The organism is Alterinioella sp. (genome assembly GCF_058343375.1).
This window is the reverse complement of the sequence record NZ_JBTUJH010000019.1, coordinates 70,521-85,188: the sequence shown is the minus strand read 5'-3', so window position 1 is coordinate 85,188 and position 14,668 is coordinate 70,521. Positions and strand designations below refer to the sequence as shown.

Annotated in this window: 14 protein-coding genes; 4 read left to right on the top strand and 10 right to left on the bottom strand. The window is 63.8% G+C overall.

All coding sequences use genetic code 11. The annotated features are described in order from the left end of the window. Positions 1 to 202: 202 nt before the first annotated feature. The 4 genes from ACW8PS_RS03640 to ACW8PS_RS03625 all read right to left on the bottom strand — a co-directional run bounded on the left by ACW8PS_RS03640 (position 203) and on the right by ACW8PS_RS03625 (position 4,441). On the bottom strand, positions 203 to 1,522 hold the full coding sequence (locus ACW8PS_RS03640) for a TRAP transporter large permease (protein WP_491525913.1): 1,320 nt from the start codon (positions 1,520 to 1,522) through the stop codon (positions 203 to 205). Positions 1,523 to 1,526: 4 nt separating this feature from the next. Then, complete coding sequence (locus ACW8PS_RS03635) at positions 1,527 to 2,063, bottom strand: TRAP transporter small permease (protein WP_491525912.1); 537 nt, start codon at positions 2,061 to 2,063, stop codon at positions 1,527 to 1,529. A 100-nt stretch (positions 2,064 to 2,163) separates the two neighbouring features. Beyond that, positions 2,164 to 3,147: a TRAP transporter substrate-binding protein gene (locus tag ACW8PS_RS03630; RefSeq protein ID WP_491525911.1), complete on the bottom strand. Its 984-nt coding sequence runs from the start codon at positions 3,145 to 3,147 to the stop codon at positions 2,164 to 2,166. 52 nt (positions 3,148 to 3,199) lie between these two features. Next, a complete protein-coding gene (locus ACW8PS_RS03625; RefSeq protein ID WP_491525910.1) occupies positions 3,200 to 4,441 on the bottom strand; it encodes an NAD(P)/FAD-dependent oxidoreductase in 1,242 nt (413 codons plus the stop codon). A gap of 135 nt (positions 4,442 to 4,576) precedes the next feature. Here ACW8PS_RS03625 and ACW8PS_RS03620 point away from each other — a divergent pair, with 135 nt between their 5' ends. Then, the gene (locus ACW8PS_RS03620) at positions 4,577 to 5,092 is read left to right on the top strand and encodes a winged helix DNA-binding protein (RefSeq protein ID WP_491525909.1); all 516 of its coding nucleotides are present in this window, start codon (positions 4,577 to 4,579) and stop codon (positions 5,090 to 5,092) included. Between the two features lie 2 nt (positions 5,093 to 5,094). Here the strand turns inward: ACW8PS_RS03620 and ACW8PS_RS03615 are convergent, their stop codons facing one another. After that, complete coding sequence (locus tag ACW8PS_RS03615; RefSeq protein ID WP_491525908.1) at positions 5,095 to 6,192, bottom strand: enolase C-terminal domain-like protein; 1,098 nt, start codon at positions 6,190 to 6,192, stop codon at positions 5,095 to 5,097. Between the two features lie 130 nt (positions 6,193 to 6,322). Here ACW8PS_RS03615 and ACW8PS_RS03610 point away from each other — a divergent pair, with 130 nt between their 5' ends. Then, on the top strand, positions 6,323 to 7,222 hold the full coding sequence (locus tag ACW8PS_RS03610; protein WP_491525907.1) for a LysR family transcriptional regulator: 900 nt from the start codon (positions 6,323 to 6,325) through the stop codon (positions 7,220 to 7,222). A 118-nt stretch (positions 7,223 to 7,340) separates the two neighbouring features. Here ACW8PS_RS03610 and ACW8PS_RS03605 read toward each other — a convergent pair whose 3' ends face one another. After that, positions 7,341 to 9,032: a thiamine pyrophosphate-binding protein gene (locus tag ACW8PS_RS03605; protein WP_491525906.1), complete on the bottom strand. Its 1,692-nt coding sequence runs from the start codon at positions 9,030 to 9,032 to the stop codon at positions 7,341 to 7,343. Positions 9,033 to 9,155: 123 nt separating this feature from the next. Between ACW8PS_RS03605 and ACW8PS_RS03600 the strand changes: the two genes are divergently transcribed. Together ACW8PS_RS03600 and ACW8PS_RS03595 are read left to right on the top strand one after the other, a co-directional pair. After that, positions 9,156 to 9,845: a GntR family transcriptional regulator gene (locus tag ACW8PS_RS03600; RefSeq protein WP_491525905.1), complete on the top strand. Its 690-nt coding sequence runs from the start codon at positions 9,156 to 9,158 to the stop codon at positions 9,843 to 9,845. Positions 9,846 to 9,851: 6 nt separating this feature from the next. Continuing rightward, on the top strand, positions 9,852 to 10,595 hold the full coding sequence (locus ACW8PS_RS03595; protein WP_491525904.1) for an aspartate/glutamate racemase family protein: 744 nt from the start codon (positions 9,852 to 9,854) through the stop codon (positions 10,593 to 10,595). On the opposite strand, the gene ACW8PS_RS03590 is transcribed toward ACW8PS_RS03595, so the two are convergent. From ACW8PS_RS03590 to ACW8PS_RS03575, 4 genes are read right to left on the bottom strand one after another with little or no spacing between them, the layout of a single operon-like run. Continuing rightward, positions 10,535 to 11,479 carry a VOC family protein gene (locus ACW8PS_RS03590; protein WP_491525903.1) on the bottom strand — a complete coding sequence of 315 codons (945 nt, stop codon included), beginning with the start codon at positions 11,477 to 11,479 and terminating at the stop codon, positions 10,535 to 10,537. The two genes, ACW8PS_RS03595 and ACW8PS_RS03590, sit on opposite strands and share 61 nt — an antisense overlap. Further along, positions 11,476 to 12,210 (bottom strand): serine O-acetyltransferase EpsC, encoded by a 735-nt coding sequence (epsC, locus tag ACW8PS_RS03585; RefSeq protein ID WP_491525902.1) that lies wholly within the window; start codon positions 12,208 to 12,210, stop codon positions 11,476 to 11,478. The genes ACW8PS_RS03590 and epsC overlap by 4 nt, the downstream gene beginning before the upstream one ends. 1 nt (position 12,211) lies before the next feature. Next, on the bottom strand, positions 12,212 to 13,717 hold the full coding sequence (locus ACW8PS_RS03580; protein WP_491525901.1) for an aldehyde dehydrogenase family protein: 1,506 nt from the start codon (positions 13,715 to 13,717) through the stop codon (positions 12,212 to 12,214). After that, on the bottom strand, positions 13,714 to 14,580 hold the full coding sequence (locus ACW8PS_RS03575; protein ID WP_491525900.1) for an NAD(P)-dependent oxidoreductase: 867 nt from the start codon (positions 14,578 to 14,580) through the stop codon (positions 13,714 to 13,716). The genes ACW8PS_RS03580 and ACW8PS_RS03575 overlap by 4 nt, the downstream gene beginning before the upstream one ends. Positions 14,581 to 14,668: the final 88 nt, after the last annotated feature.

Here is a 14,668-nt window from a genome sequence, read left to right as displayed (position 1 = left end):
ATGAATGCTCGAATCCGATCAGGCGCGACACGCTATAGCTGAGACAGGGTGCATCGCTTGGACCGCGTTGAAATCCTTGATTTCAGGCAGCGTCAAGGGGGTCAGGTTTTCCGAGACGTGCCATGGCGCGCGCCCAGCCCTGTCACCAGAACCAGGCGCCCGTTTGCAGCACAGATCACCAGCGCTTTGCCAAAGATCGTCGCTATCCCCCCGATCCCGGGCCGCCGAGCTGATTTCCCGGCAGCCACAGCGCAAGATCGGGGAACCAGATCAGCACGAACACCATCAGCACCATGATCATGAACATCGGCAGGCTGGCCTTGGAAATGTAGCTCATCTCGTGATCGGTCATGCCTTGCAACACAAAGAGATTGAAGCCGATCGGCGGCGTGATCTGCGCCATTTCCACCACCACCACGACGAAGATGCCGAACCAGATCAGATTGATGCCGGCATCGCGCACCATCGGTTCGACCACGGCCATGGTCAGAACCACCGATGAGATGCCATCGAGGAACATGCCGAGGATGATGTAGAACACCAAAAGCGCCATCAGAAGCTGGAACCGGGTCAGGTCCATCACCGCGATCATGTCGGCCAGCGCGCGGGGCAGGCCGGTAAACCCCATGGAAAGCTTGAGGAACGACGCCCCGGCCAGGATCAGCGCGATCATGGCGGAGGTCCGGGTGGCCCCCATCAGGCTTTCGCGAAAGCTCTCCCATTTCAGCGAGCCCTGGCTTGCCGCCAGCAACAACGAGCCGATCACGCCGAAGGCGGCCGCCTCGGTTGCGGTGGCATAGCCCAGATACATCGAGCCAATCACCACAAGAATCAGGCAGATCACCGGCAGCAGGAAGCGCGAATTCTTGAGTTTTTCGACAAAGCTCATCACAGGTTCGGGCTTGGGTTTCCAGCTTTTTGAAAAGATCGCATAAATCGCCACATAGCCCATGAACATGGAGGCCAGCACCAGGCCCGGAAAGACCCCGGCAAGAAACAGCTGGGTGATGGATTCATTGACCGTGACACCATAGACGATCAGCGCCAGCGAGGGCGGGATCATCAGCCCCAGCGTGGCGGCCCCCGCCAGCGTGCCGATGATCAGCGATTCGGGATAATTGCGCGCCCGCAATTCCGGGATCGACATCTTGCCCACCGTGGTCAGCGTTGCAGCCGAGGAACCGGACACGGCGGCAAAGACCGTGCAGCCGACGATATTGGTATGGACAAGCCCGCCCGGCAGGCGTGCCAGCCAGGGCGAAAGCCCCTTGAACATATCCTCCGATAATCGGGTTCGATACAGGATCTCGCCCATCCAGATAAACAGCGGCAGCGCCGTCAGGGTCCAGGACGAGGACGAGGCCCACATCGTGGTGATCATGGTGTCACCGACGGGGCGGGTGGTGAACAGCTCCATGCCGACCCAGGCCACGCCCATCAGCGCGATGCCGACCCAGAGGCCGGTGCCCAGAAGGAAGAAGAGAACGAAGAGAAAGATGAGGATGGCAAGAAGTTCGGTCATGTCCTCATTCCCCGAAGCTTTGATCGACAAGATCACGTTGGATGCGGTGGTCGCCGCGGAAGATGACATGGACCAGGTGATCGAGCAGCGCGATCCCCAGAATGGCCCCGCCGATCACCATCACCGATTGCGGAATCCATAGCGGGCTGGCGTCCTGCGCCTGGCTGACCTCATTGAATTTCCACGACCAGAAGGTGAACCAGAAGGCGTAATAGACGAAATACCAGATGATGATGGAGGCGAGGCCGAAGCACCAGACCTCCAGCGCCCATTTGGCCCTGGGCGGCACCGCATTGAGCAGGATCGACACCCGGATATGGGACCCCCGGTTGAGCGCGCTGGCAAAGGCCAGGAACGACGCGGCGGCCATGAAATAGCCTGCGTAATTGGGCGCTCCGGGGAAGATTTCGCCGGTCCAGCGGGCCACCATCTGGGCCACGATCAAAAGCAGAATGGCAATCAGGCAAAGCGCTGCCAGCACGCTGGAGGCCTTGTAGAGCCCGTCAAGAATGTTTCGTAGAAGCCCGAGTGGTCGTGCCATCATGGTCTGGCCCTCCGCCTGTTGCGTCCTGGAAGAATGAAAAATATCTGCGCGGCGGTGGCAATGGCATCGCCACCGCCGCGCAGACAGAACGGCGCGGTTACTGCGCCGCTGCTGCCGCCATTTCACGATAGCTGTCGACGATCGCCTGACCTTCGGGGCCGGCGGCCTCGAGCCATTCGGCGGTCATGATATCGCCGATGGCACGCAGTTCGGCCATCAGGTCGTCATTGGCCGGTTCCACCGTCATGCCACCTGCACGCAGGCCGGCAAGGGTAAAGCCGGTATATTCGCGCGCCCGCCACAGGCCGGCATATTCGGCCAGGTTTGCGCAGGCGTTGATGACGTTCTGGTTGGCCTCGGACGTGTCTTCCCAGACCTCGGCATTGACCATGATGTAGTTGCGCGGCAGCCAGGCATCGACCTGATAGAAATGGCTCAGGCTTTCCCAGACGCGGCGATCATAGCCGGTGGCCCCGGATGAGACCATGGACGAGGCCACGCCGGTGGCGAAGGCCTGGCTGATTTCGGCGGCCTCGATGGTCACCGGCAACATGCCGGTCAGTTCGGCCAGACGGTTGGTGGCGTTGTTGTAGGAGCGGAAGCGGATGCCCTCCATATCGGCGACCGAGTTGATTTCCTGATTGAAATAGAGACCCTGCGGCGGCCATGGCACCGAATAGAGCAGATGCAGGTTCTGGCTTTCCAGAAGCTCGGTGATGGTCGGCTCGGCCGCTTCCCACAGCATCGCGTGTTCGTCGAATGAGCCGACCAGGAAGGGGATCGAATCAAAGCCGAAAAGCACATCTTCATTCTGGTGGGCCGACAGCAGGCGTTCGCCGATCTGCACCTGGCCGGTCTGGATCGCGCGCTTGATATCGGCGCCGGCAAAGAGCGAGCCGCCGGGATGGGTCACGATCTCGATATCGCCGCCGGTGCCCGTGGTCACGCATTGGGCAAATTCGGACCCGGTGACGGAATGGAAATTGGTCGCGGAATAGGCCATCGGCATATCCCAGACGACCTGCGCCAAGGACGGGGTTGCGATGGCCATGATGGCAACGCTCAGCGTAAAGGTTTTCATTATGTTGTCTCTCCTTGTTGGGTTGGTTTTTTGGTCTTGTTATTGTGGTTGGTCAGCTCGCGAACCTCTGCGGGTCGTAAGGCCTCATATCCATATTGGGGGTTTGCCCGGTGATCATCTGTGCAAGCAGTCGGCCCGTTTTCGGCCCGCCGGTCAAGCCTATGTGGTGATGGCCAAAGCCGGCATAGACGCCGGTGGCCCCGACCGGGCCGATCAGGGGCAGGCTGTCGGCGGGGGCCGGGCGGTGGCCTTGCCATTCCTCCTCGCGGATGGCGGTAAGCCTTGGGAAAGCCTGCGCAACCTGGCGTCTGAGCAATGCGAATGGGGCCCGCGACGGCCCCGCATCCAACCCGCCGAATTCGACCACACCGGCGCAGCGCAGGCCGCCCTGCATCGGGGTGGCGACAAATTTGCCCGCCGCCACCATGAAAGGCGATGATGGCCCGTTCTCGGACCCTTCAAAGACGATGTGATAGCCGCGTTCCGATTCGAGCGGCACCTTGAGCCCCAGTTTCGCCATCAAGGGTTTCGACCAGACGCCGGTGGCCAGAACGACATCCGAACAGGGCAGGGTTTCGCGGTCGGTGACCACGGCGCGCACGCGGCCATCCGTGAGGGTGAAATCGCGCACCTCCGCCTGATGCCAGACCCCGCCCAGTGTCAGGAACTCATCGGCCAGCGCCGCGACATAAGCGCGTGGGTCGCGGATGAATCCGTGATCGCGCATCACCGCGAGGCAGGTGATTTCGGGGCCGAGCGCGGGTTCGAATTCCTGCACGGCACCCCCTTCGATGATGTCGGGGACAAAGCCATGTTCACGCCGGAGCGCAAAGCTGTAGGCGTCGGCCTCATAGGCGGCGCGATCCCTGAAGGCAAAGCTGTAGGGGCTGTCGGCCATCCAGGCGGCGGCGGCGGTGCCACGGGTCAGGCTCTTGTGCTGTTCGACGCTGTCGCCAACGATCGGGGCCAGCCCGGCGGCGATGCGGCGGGTATCGGCATCATTGGCGTGGCCCAGATAGCGGATCAGCCAGGGCAGCAGTTTCGGCAGGTAGGACCAGCGCAGAAACAGCGGGAAATCGCGGCTCATGAGATAGCCCGGCCCCTTGGCGATCAACCCCGGCGCGGTGACCGGCACCATCGCGCAGGAGGCCAGCACGCCGCCATTGCCATAGGATGTGCCCATGCCCGGCGCGCCGCGATCGACCAGGGTCACCTTGCGCCCGGCGCGGGCCAGCCAGATCGCGGTGGACACGCCGACAATGCCCGCGCCGATGACGATGACGGGACGCGTCATATCCGGCCCACCTTTGGGCTGCTTTCGAAAAACACCTCTGACACCAGCGATTTCCCCCCCCTCCATACAATGCCCGATTCCGACATAACGTCAACTTTTTGTTGACATTTTGTCGATATATTGCACAGTTTACCCATGTCACACACCGATCTTGGTCCTGTCGTTTCCTCCGCCCATCTGGCCGAAGGCAGCTTTCCCGAAATTTCGGAGTTCGAATTTGGCCTGACGCTTGCCAATAATGCCTTTCACCGCTGGATGATGCGCGCCATGGCGACGGCCGGTCACCCGGAACTGTCGGCGTTGGATGTGCTGGTCGTGCACTCGGTCTTTCACCGTGACCGGCCCAAGACATTGGCCGATATCTGCCTCGTCCTGCATATCGAGGACACGCATACCGTAAATTACGCCATCAGGAAGCTGGTCAAATCCGGGTTGGTGCGCGAAGGGCGGCAGGGCAAGGAAAAAATCGTCAGCACGACCGAGGCGGGGGCGGCGGTATGCCGTCGATACCGTGAAATCCGTGAAGCGCTGCTGTTGCGCGCAGTGACCGAACTGGGATTTGATCCGGACCAGGTTTCGCATCTCAGCACGCTGCTCAGGCTGATGTCGGGGCAATATGATCAGGCCGCGCGGGCGGCGACGACCTATTAGGGTCATGGCGAGCTCCTGAGCGTGTATTTCCCGATCACATCGGGGGCAGCTGCGCTGCCAAGGCCGGGACCGTCGGGCACGATGACCTGGCCGTTTTCAATGTGAAACCGGGTTTCGAGTATATCTTCTACAAGAAAATAGCGGGCCTGATAGAACTCGCAGCCAAGCGTGATTTCGGGGGTGGCGGCAATCATGTGGGTGCCCGCCAGATGGGCCAGCCCGGCCTCGAACATATCGCCGCCATAGGCCGACATGCCGACCGATCCGGCCATCCGCGCAACGCTTTGGGCGCGCGTCAGCCCGCCTGATTTCATGATCTTGACCGACACGCCATCGGCCAGCCCCATCGCCGCCGCCTGCATCATGTCTTCGGGGCCGAACACGGATTCATCGGCCAGCAGCGGCACGTCGATACTGTCGCGGATCCGCGCCATCAGATCGCGCAGATGCGCCTTGACCGGCTGTTCGATGAAATCGGGCTGGAACGTTGCGACATCACGCAGGCAGGCCAATGCAGTGTCATGGTGCAGGCCCTGATTATAATCGACCCGGATGGAAAATTCGGGGAAATCGGCGCGCAGCCGATCCAGCCGCATCATGTCGAAAGCGTGGGTCTTGAAGCCGGTCTTCAGCTTGATGATACGCAGACCGTCATCGCGCAACCGCGCCATCAGCGCCAGATCCTTGTCAAAATCGGGGTCGGCGATGGAACATGACAGCGCGATGGTCTTGCGGAACCGCCCGCCCAGAAGCGCCCAGACCGGCACCCCCAGAACATGGCCCGTCAGATCCAGCAGCGCGGTTTCCAGCGCCGCCTTGGCCTCGGTGCAATGGGCAACGGCGACCTGCGCATCAGCCATGATGGCGGCGCGGTCAGCCAGTTTGCGGCCCAGCACCAGCGGGCGGATGTAACGATCGAGCGCGGCATATGTGGCCTCGGGCGAGCCGGTGAACACAACCCAGGGGCTGGCCTCACCCCACCCGATGCTGCCATCCTCGCAGGTCAGCCGCAGCACCACGATATCGACGGCATGCTCCACCGATCCGATGCCGTGATCGCGCCGTGCAGTGACCGGCAGCGCCAGATGCCACAGATCCATGGCGGTAATTCTTTGGTTCAGTGGCACGCCGTCCCCCCACGGTTACGCCCGGCCAGCCTGCCCCGCCAATACTATCATTTCAAATACTATAATATCTGGAAGCCATCATCAAAGGTGATAGTATCGCGCCATGTCGCTCAGATTTCGCCAGCTTCAGGCCTTTCATGCCATTTTCGAGACCGGCACGGTCACCGGTGCCGCCCGGCAATTGGGCATCTCACAGCCCGGTATTTCCAACCTGCTGGCGCAGCTTGAACGCCAGACCCGGTTTCGCCTGTTTGACCGGATCAAGGGCCGGTTGGTGGCGACGCCCGAAGCCGGCGTGCTGTATCAGGAGGTCGATACCGTGGTGCGCGGGCTGGATCATGTGACGCAAGCGGTGGTCGATCTGCAGAACAAGCAGGCCGGGCAGCTTCAGGTCGCGTCGCAACATTCGATGTCATTTGGTTTCATGCCCAAGCTGATTGCGCAATTTGCCCGGGCGCGGCCCGATATGACGATCTCGTTCCAGTCGCAATATTCGGTCAAGATCCAGGAATGGGTCAGCGCCGGATTGTTCGAGATCGGGGTGTGCGAATTGCCGCTTCTGCAGGACGGGTTGAACGCGCAGCTGCTGCCGGTCGAGCTGATGCTGGCGCTGCCCGAGGACAGCCCGCTGGCCGCACATGAAATTCTGACCCCGCATTTGCTGGCGCGCCAGCCCTTTATCGTGATGGGGCCGGAACATGTCACCCACCGGCGGCTGCGCGAGGCCTTTGACAGCGCCGGAGTGACCCTGCGCACCCGGGTGCATTCGCATCTGTTCAAGAACCTTCTGAGCTTTGTGCAGGAGGGCATGGGCTGTGCGCTGATGGATCCGTTTGCGTTGAATTTTGCCCGCGAGGGGGGCTTTGTCAGCCGCAGATTTCGCCCCCGCCTGTTGATGGAAATGGCCGTGATCACATCACGCAGCCGCCCGTTGTCAACCGTGGGGCAGGAGTTTCTGGAATTGCTGAGCGGCGCGCTGGAGCCTTACCGGGCGGAGGACTAGGGCAAGGGGGGGCGTTTGTGGACTCAGAAAATATTCGGCGTTGCGCGTGATGCAACCACCCCGGGGCTCCGCCCGTTCGCGCCTGAAACGCTCCACTGGAGCGTTTCCGGGACGGCGCTCACCCCATCCACCGCCGCACCGGGGCGGCGGCTTCCTGCAGCGGTTGGGTCATCACATCCACCAGGCTCGGCCCGTCATGGGCGATGGCCGCAGCGAGGGTCTTCTCCAGATCGGCCGGATCGGTGACGGTGTAGGATTTGACGCCATAGGCCGCCGCCACCGCCGCATGGTCGACGCGGTTAAAATCAACATTGTAATAGCGCGCGCCCTTATCGGCCATCTGGCTGGCCTTGATCCAGCCAAAACTGGCGTTGGAAAACACGATATAGGTGATCGGGGCGCGGCAGCGGGCGACGGTTTCCAGCTCGCCCGCCGTAAAGCCGAAGGATCCATCCCCCATCAGCCCGACAATCTTGGACCCGGGGCGCCCATACCACGCGCCAAGTGCCGCCGAGAGGGAATAGCCAAGCGCGCCATGCGCCCGGTTGGTGATGAAAAACCGCCCCGGTTGCGCCTGCTGGTAATAGGCCGACATATAGGGGCAACTGGTGCCGGGATCTGACACCACGATGGCATCCGCGGGCAGCAGCCGGTTGAGCGTGGCAATGATGCGTTCGGGCCGGATCGGGGCCGCGTCGCTGATTGCCAGCGCGTTGAACCTGGCAAATTTGCGCGCCTTGCGGTCAGCCACCGCAGCCGCGCCGCCGAATGTGGCCACCCCCTGCCCCATGCCATCCAGCACCGCGTTGAGCGCCGCCAGCGCCAGACGCAGATCGCCGACCACGCCAACCTCGGTCTGGTAATTCGCGCCGATCACCATCGGATCGGCATCGAAATGGATGATGCGGGTGCCTTGTGTGGGGGCCTCCCACCGCGATGTGGTGGTCGATCCGGCGCGGAGCCCCATGAAGATCACCAGATCGGCGGCCTGCATCGCCTCCCAGGTTTCATCGGTGCCACCATTGGAGCCGACAACACCCAGGGATTGGGCATGGCTGTCGGCCAGCGACCCCTGCCCCGATATCGAGCTGGCGACCGCAATGTCGAGCCGCGAGGCAAGGCGCGCCAGCTCCTCCCAGGCCCCGGCAATCACCACCCCGCCACCGCAGACGATCAGCGGCGATTTGGCCGACAATATCGCCGCCACCGCCGCCTCGGCCGCGCCGGGTTCAGGCGACTGGCGATAGGCGGGGAATGTGGCATGTGCGGGGTCGGCCCAGATATCGCCCGGGTCCACATCCTCATATTGAATGTCATAGGGCAGCCCCAGATGCGCCGCGCCGGGGCGCCCCGTGGTCATGGCGCGAAAGGCCATGCGCACCATGCGCGGGATATGGGCGGCCTGCCGGATCACCGTATTCCACTTGGTCAGGGGCCGCATCAGCGCCTCTTGGTCCACTTCGGTCAGCGGGTATTTGCCATAGCTGCCGACGGATATGTCAGAGGTGATGCCAAGCACGGCAATGGAGCTTTCGGAGGCCTCGATCAGCCCCGGAAGGATATAGGTGGCCCCGCCGCCCGAGGGGCCTTCGGCGACGCCGGGGCGGCCCGTGACGCGGGCATAGGCATCGGCCATATAGGTGGCGGAGCGCTCATCGCGGGTCAGCACATGGGTGATCTGGTGATCAAGCCCGCGCATCGCATCGTAAAACGGCAGGCTGGTATCGCCGCAGAGGCCAAAGATATGGCGCACGCCATGCGCCTGCAGCATCCGCAGCAGCGCCTCGGCCCCGTTCATCCGGTTCGACATGCCCCGCCCCCCTTTTTTGCGCCTCGCATCGCCTGAATGATATACTGTATACAGGTCAATATATCTTGCGTCACTCACGAAAAAATATCAAGATGCCGGGCAGAATAGCGGAGACCCCGAGCGATGCCCGACACGACCCAGAGCAATGTTGACCGCATCACCGAGCAGCTGCGCCGGATGGCCGCCGAATTTACCATCAAACCCGAAGAGCGCATCCGCGAGGGGGAAATGGCGCGGGCGCTGTCGGTCAGCCGCACACCGCTGCGCGAGGCGCTGAACCGGCTGGTATCGGAGGGGTTTCTGACCTTCACCAGCGGCCAGGGGTTTTTCTGCCGCGCACTGACGCCGGAAAAGATCCTCGATCTCTATGAGGCGCGCATGGCGGTGGAATGCGAGGCCCTGCGGCTGTCGCTGGCACGTGCCGGGGATGGTGCGATTGCCGCAGTCAAGCAGGCGCTGGAGGCCGATGAGCCGCATTATTCCACCACCAGCGACCCGATCCGCCTGTTGCAGATGGATGAGGCATTTCACATGGCGCTGGTCGGGTTGTCGGGCAATGCCGAACTGGCCCGGATGCTGGACAATATCAACGGGCGTATCCGCTATGTGCGGATGATGGGGCTGTCGCTGCTGCGCGCCGATCAGGACGGGCGCGGCCGGATGGCGGACCATCGCGACATATTGCAGGCGCTGGCCGCGCGCGATGAGCCCCGCGCGGTTTCGATGTTGCGGGCCCATATCGGGATGCGGCGCGAAGATGCCATTCAGGCCGTGCGCAACGCGTTTTCCCATATCTATGTGCAGGCAGGATAACGACAAATGGCAACAACACGCGGCGGCAAGACGGTCTATGGGGCCAGCGTCGGCATCTTGATGCTGGAGACGCGATTTCCCCGCATTCCCGGCGATATCGGCAACGCTTTGAGCTGGGATTTCCCGGTGCACTACAAAGTGGTGCGCGGGGCCACGCCCGACATTATCGTGCGCGGCGTGGCGATGGACCGGCTGGAGGATTTCATCGAGGCCGGGCGCGAATTGGTGGCAATGGGCTGTGACGCGATCACCACCAATTGCGGGTTTCTTGGGGTGATGCAGGCCGAAATGGCGGCCGCCCTGCAGGTGCCGGTGCTGACATCCTCGCTGATGCAGGTGCCGATGGTGCAGGCGACGTTGCCGCCGGGCAGGCAGGTCGGCGTGCTGACCATATCGGCACCATCGCTGAGCCCCGAATTGCGCGCCGCGACCGGCATGGCACAAGATACGCCGGTGGTGGGCACCGAGGCCGGGCGCGCCTTTTCCCGCGACATTCTGGGCGATGCGGGTGAGATCGATTTTGACGCCTGCCGCCTGGACCTGCTGGATGCGGCCGATCAGTTGGTGACAGCGCATCGCCAGACCGGGGCCATCGTGCTGGAATGCACCAATATGGTGCCCTTTGCCGCCGATATCCGCCGCGCCACCGGGTTGGCGGTCTATTCGATCCACACCGCCATAAGCTGGTTTCAGGCCGGGCTGATGCCGCGCCGCTTTGGCCGTGATCTGGATGATCCGCGCGGGGGGTAATCCGGGGATTCGAGAAATCGCAGGAACATATTGCTGGTCGCGGCGGCATTGGTCAGCGTCACTGCCCCTTCATCGGCGCGCCAATCGAGCCCGCTTTTTCTGCACCATGCCAGCGCCCGGTCGAGCCGTTTGACGACAATATCCATCGCAACAATGCCGGGATCAGGCTGCGCCGCCAGATCGGGCGGCAAGGGCCCGAATATCGCCGTTATCGCGGCCCCGGTCTGCACCGTGATGGTGCCATTTGCCGTCGGAACGCGAAAGCCGCCCTGCACATCGCTTGGCGGGCCATAAAGCGCGCCCAGCATGGTTCGCAACGCGGGCTGGTCGGGGTTTTCGGCCCGGATCGTGACGCCCGCAATGCCCTGGGCCGAATTGGGATGGATCAGCCAGTCCGGCACATAGATCAGATCGGGCCGGTGTTGCTGGCACAGGAAAAACGACAGCCGCGGGAAGGTGGCATTGGGCAGCAGCGCCAGCGAGGTCTCGGTGCGCCCGCTGCGACCATCCGGCAGGGTCACGTCGCGGCCGAATTCGAGATGGCCCGCCACGGTAAGGCCGGCGCGTTTTGCGCGCGCGGCATCGGCCCGGGCATCGCTGCTGTGCAGGGCGGTCAGCGCCACGCCTTCGCGGGCTTGCAAATGGCGGTGGATATGGCGGCCAAAGCGGAACGCGCCGGCCGGGTGCTGATCCAGCAACGCCTCATCTGAGATGCCCATGATCTCGATCAGGCAGCCTTGAAACATCGCCAGGCTGGTATTGGTGCCCCAGGGGTGCTGGCCCACCGGCGTCATGGTGAAGCCAAGCGATATCAGACGGTTGCGCAGGCCCACGATGTCATGGGTCGCAATCAGCGGGTGGTCGATGCCGAACCGGCCGTTCATGGCGCGCCGGGGGCGAAGCTGACCCGGGCCGGGCCGCGGATTTCACCGCGCGGGCCGGCCAGGGTCATGGCGTCGGGCACATCGGACAGCACCACCGCACCGGCACCGATATTGGCCCCGGCCCCGATGCGGATATTGCCCAGCACGGTCGCGCCCGCGCCAATCACCGCCCCCGCCCCGATCCGCGGGTGACGCGCCGGGCCGCTCTGGGTCAGGGTGCTGCCAAGCGTGACATTGTGCCAGATCGAGACATTGTCGCCGATCACCGTGGTCTCGCCGATCACGCAGCCAAGCCCGTGATCCAGCCACAGCCCGCGCCCGATCCGCGCGCCGGGATGGATATCAACCCCAAGCGCCCGCGACAGGGCCGATTTCACCGCCAAGGCCCGGAGCCTGTCGCCCCCCGCCCAGATTTGATGCGCGACGCGATGGCCCATCACGGCATGGGCACCGCGCGAAAACAGCAACGTGGCCACCGCGCCGCCGGGCTCGAAATTGCGCCGCGCGGTCTCGGTTATGTCATAGGCGGAGGTTTCAGCCAGCACAGGGTTTTCGGCATAGACCGTATGGGCCGCGTCGCGGATGGCCGCATTGGCGCAGATCCCGCCTAGCAGCGCGCCTGCCAGGGTGGCGAAATCGGTGCAATCACCGGCTGACAGCCCCACCAGCGCCGCGATATCGGGCCGGTCGCTCAGCAGCGTTCGGCAATCATCGAGCAGGGTTCCGGGCATTTCAGGACACATAGCCAAACGCTATGCGCGGAATCGGGGCGGTGTCGAGCCAGACCGCCTTGGGCGCGGTATATTCCAGCAAGGCGTCAGTTCCGCTGGAGCGGCCAAAGCCGGACCCGCGCGAGCCGCCAAACGGGGCCGAGACGTGAATCGCCTTGTAGCTGTTGATCCAGAACGTGCCGGCGCGCACTGCCGCCGCCACCCGCTGCGCAAGCGCGCCATCATTGGTCCAGACCGCGCCGGCCAGGCCGAAATCACTGTCATTGGCCAGGGCGATGGCCTCATCCTCATCGCCGAAAGGGATTGCGGTGGCGACGGGGCCGAAGATCTCAGCCCGGGCGGCGGTGGCGGAATTGTCCAGCCCCGCCAGCAGCGTCGGGGCGACGAAAAAGCCGCGTTCGGGCAGGGTGTCGCGGGTCATCACGGCGGCCCCTTCGCCAGCCGCGCCCGCCACCATGGCCTTGATATGGGCCCATTGGCGCGCATTGCCGATCGGGCCGATTTCGGTGGCGTCCTCCAGCGGATCGCCAAGCCGGATCGCGTTCATGCCCGCGCTCAGCATCTCGAGCATCGCATCATGGCAATCGCGTTGCAGCAACAGCCGCGAGCCTGCGACGCAGCTTTGCCCGGCGCCCGAGAAGATCGCCGCCTGCGCCCCCAGACAGGCCGCTTTCAGATCGGCATCGGCAAACACGATATTGGCCGATTTGCCGCCCAGTTCGAGGATCACCGGCGTCAAGACCTGCGCCGCCGCAACCGCCACAAGGCGCCCGGTTTCGGGCGATCCGACGAACACCACCTTGCGAATTGCGGGATGCGCGATGGCCGCCTGCCCCGCCGTGGGGCCAAGCCCGGCCAGCACATTGACCAACCCGGCCGGCAGCCCCGCGGCTTCGGCCAGTCTGACCAGCGCCACGGTGGTGACCGGGGTCAGCTCTGATGGTTTGATGACCACGCCATTGCCGGTCGCGATGGCCGGTGCGATCTGCCAGCCGCCGGTAAAGACCGGCGCGTTCCAGGGCGTGATCTGGAACACCACGCCAAGCGGTTCGCGCAAAGTATAGGTCAGATGGCCCGAGGGCACCGGGATGACCTCGCCATGCAGTTTATCGGCCCAACCGGCGTAATAGGTGAACATCTCGGCCATTTTGGCCACCTCAACCCGGGCATCGCGGATCGGTTTGCCCGCCACCAGCGCCTCCAGCCGGGCCAGCGGTTCGGCATGGGCCAGCACGGCGCGGGCGATGTCAGTCATGACATGACCGCGCGCGGCGGGGGTGAAGCCCTGCGCCCAGTCACGTTGGGCCTTGGCGGCGGCGGCGCAAGCCTGCATGGCCAGATCGGCCCCGGCGTCCCTATAGGTGGTCAGCACCTCTTCGGTAAAGGGATCGACCAGGGTGATGGTATCGCCCTGCCCGTCAAGAAGCGTGCCGCCGATCAGGCTTTGCACCCGGTCGCCCAAGCCAAGTGCTGCCATGGTCTCGGCGAAGATATCCTGGCGGTTCATGGCTTTGCCTCCGGCATCCGGAACCCGGTGATCTTGTTGAAATCGGCAGCATCGGGCAAGGCGGCGGCGCTGGCGGCCCAGATCTGCGCGATGGCATCGAAGCCGGGCATATCCACGCCAGACCCCGCCGCCAGATCGCGCGCCAGACGCAGATCCTTGCGCATCAAACCCATGGTAAAGCCGCTGTCAAAAGCCTCGGACAGCACCCATTTGGGGTAATTCACCTCACTGACGCCGCTGCGCCCGGAACCGGCATTGATCGCCGCCAGCAACGCCTGCGGATCGACGCCTGCTGCCGCGCCCAGCCGCATCGCCTCGCCCATCAGCACCAGATTGGCGGCGCAGAGCATGTTGTTGACGATCTTGGCCGCGTGGCCCGCGCCTGGCCCCCCGACATGCACCGTTTTGGCGGTCAGGATGTCGAGCAGCGGGCGGAGGGCCTTGATGGCATCAGCGTCGCCGCCCAGAAGCATCGTCATGGTCCCGGCGCGCGCCGCAGCAGGCCCGCCGCTGACGGGGCCGTCAATGAAATGGAACCCCGCCGCCTGGCCCTGTGCGTATAGTGCCTGTGTGGTTTGCGGGTCCGAGGTGGAGCTGTCCAGCAGCGTCGTGCCGGGGCTGAGATGGTCCGCTATCTCTGCCATCACCGCCCGCACGATGGCCCCGTTGGGCAGCGACAGCACGATCACATCCGCCTGCGCGGCCAATGTGGCGGCGCTGTCGGTGATCTCTGCGCCCGCATCGGCCATGGCTGCGCGCGCGCCCGGGTCGGGGTCATGGCAGATCAACGCCTGAGCGTTCTGCAACAGGTGGCGCGCCATGGCCCCGCCCATATTGCCGCATCCGATAAGGCCCAGTTTCATGGGTCCACCCCTTTTTCATCGCCGGTATCGGGGGGCATTTTGGCATGGAAAGGTCGGGCCGGAAAGAACAACGAAAGAAGAATATCGT

What these genes read in the sequence shown, in the direction of transcription:
- ACW8PS_RS03595 (WP_491525904.1), top strand. Translation starts at nt 9,852, where the DNA reads ATGGCAACAACACGCGGCGGCAAGACGGTCTATGGGGCCAGCGTCGGC.
- ACW8PS_RS03620 (WP_491525909.1), top strand. Translation starts at nt 4,577, where the DNA reads ATGTCACACACCGATCTTGGTCCTGTCGTTTCCTCCGCCCATCTGGCC.
- ACW8PS_RS03590 (WP_491525903.1), bottom strand. Translation starts at nt 11,479, where the DNA reads ATGAACGGCCGGTTCGGCATCGACCACCCGCTGATTGCGACCCATGAC.
- ACW8PS_RS03625 (WP_491525910.1), bottom strand. Translation starts at nt 4,441, where the DNA reads ATGACGCGTCCCGTCATCGTCATCGGCGCGGGCATTGTCGGCGTGTCC.
- ACW8PS_RS03640 (WP_491525913.1), bottom strand. Translation starts at nt 1,522, where the DNA reads ATGACCGAACTTCTTGCCATCCTCATCTTTCTCTTCGTTCTCTTCTTC.
- ACW8PS_RS03610 (WP_491525907.1), top strand. Translation starts at nt 6,323, where the DNA reads ATGTCGCTCAGATTTCGCCAGCTTCAGGCCTTTCATGCCATTTTCGAG.
- epsC (WP_491525902.1), bottom strand. Translation starts at nt 12,210, where the DNA reads ATGCCCGGAACCCTGCTCGATGATTGCCGAACGCTGCTGAGCGACCGG.
- ACW8PS_RS03605 (WP_491525906.1), bottom strand. Translation starts at nt 9,032, where the DNA reads ATGTCGAACCGGATGAACGGGGCCGAGGCGCTGCTGCGGATGCTGCAG.
- ACW8PS_RS03630 (WP_491525911.1), bottom strand. Translation starts at nt 3,147, where the DNA reads ATGAAAACCTTTACGCTGAGCGTTGCCATCATGGCCATCGCAACCCCG.
- ACW8PS_RS03575 (WP_491525900.1), bottom strand. Translation starts at nt 14,580, where the DNA reads ATGAAACTGGGCCTTATCGGATGCGGCAATATGGGCGGGGCCATGGCG.
- ACW8PS_RS03615 (WP_491525908.1), bottom strand. Translation starts at nt 6,192, where the DNA reads ATGGATCTGTGGCATCTGGCGCTGCCGGTCACTGCACGGCGCGATCAC.
- ACW8PS_RS03600 (WP_491525905.1), top strand. Translation starts at nt 9,156, where the DNA reads ATGCCCGACACGACCCAGAGCAATGTTGACCGCATCACCGAGCAGCTG.
- ACW8PS_RS03580 (WP_491525901.1), bottom strand. Translation starts at nt 13,717, where the DNA reads ATGAACCGCCAGGATATCTTCGCCGAGACCATGGCAGCACTTGGCTTG.
- ACW8PS_RS03635 (WP_491525912.1), bottom strand. Translation starts at nt 2,063, where the DNA reads ATGGCACGACCACTCGGGCTTCTACGAAACATTCTTGACGGGCTCTAC.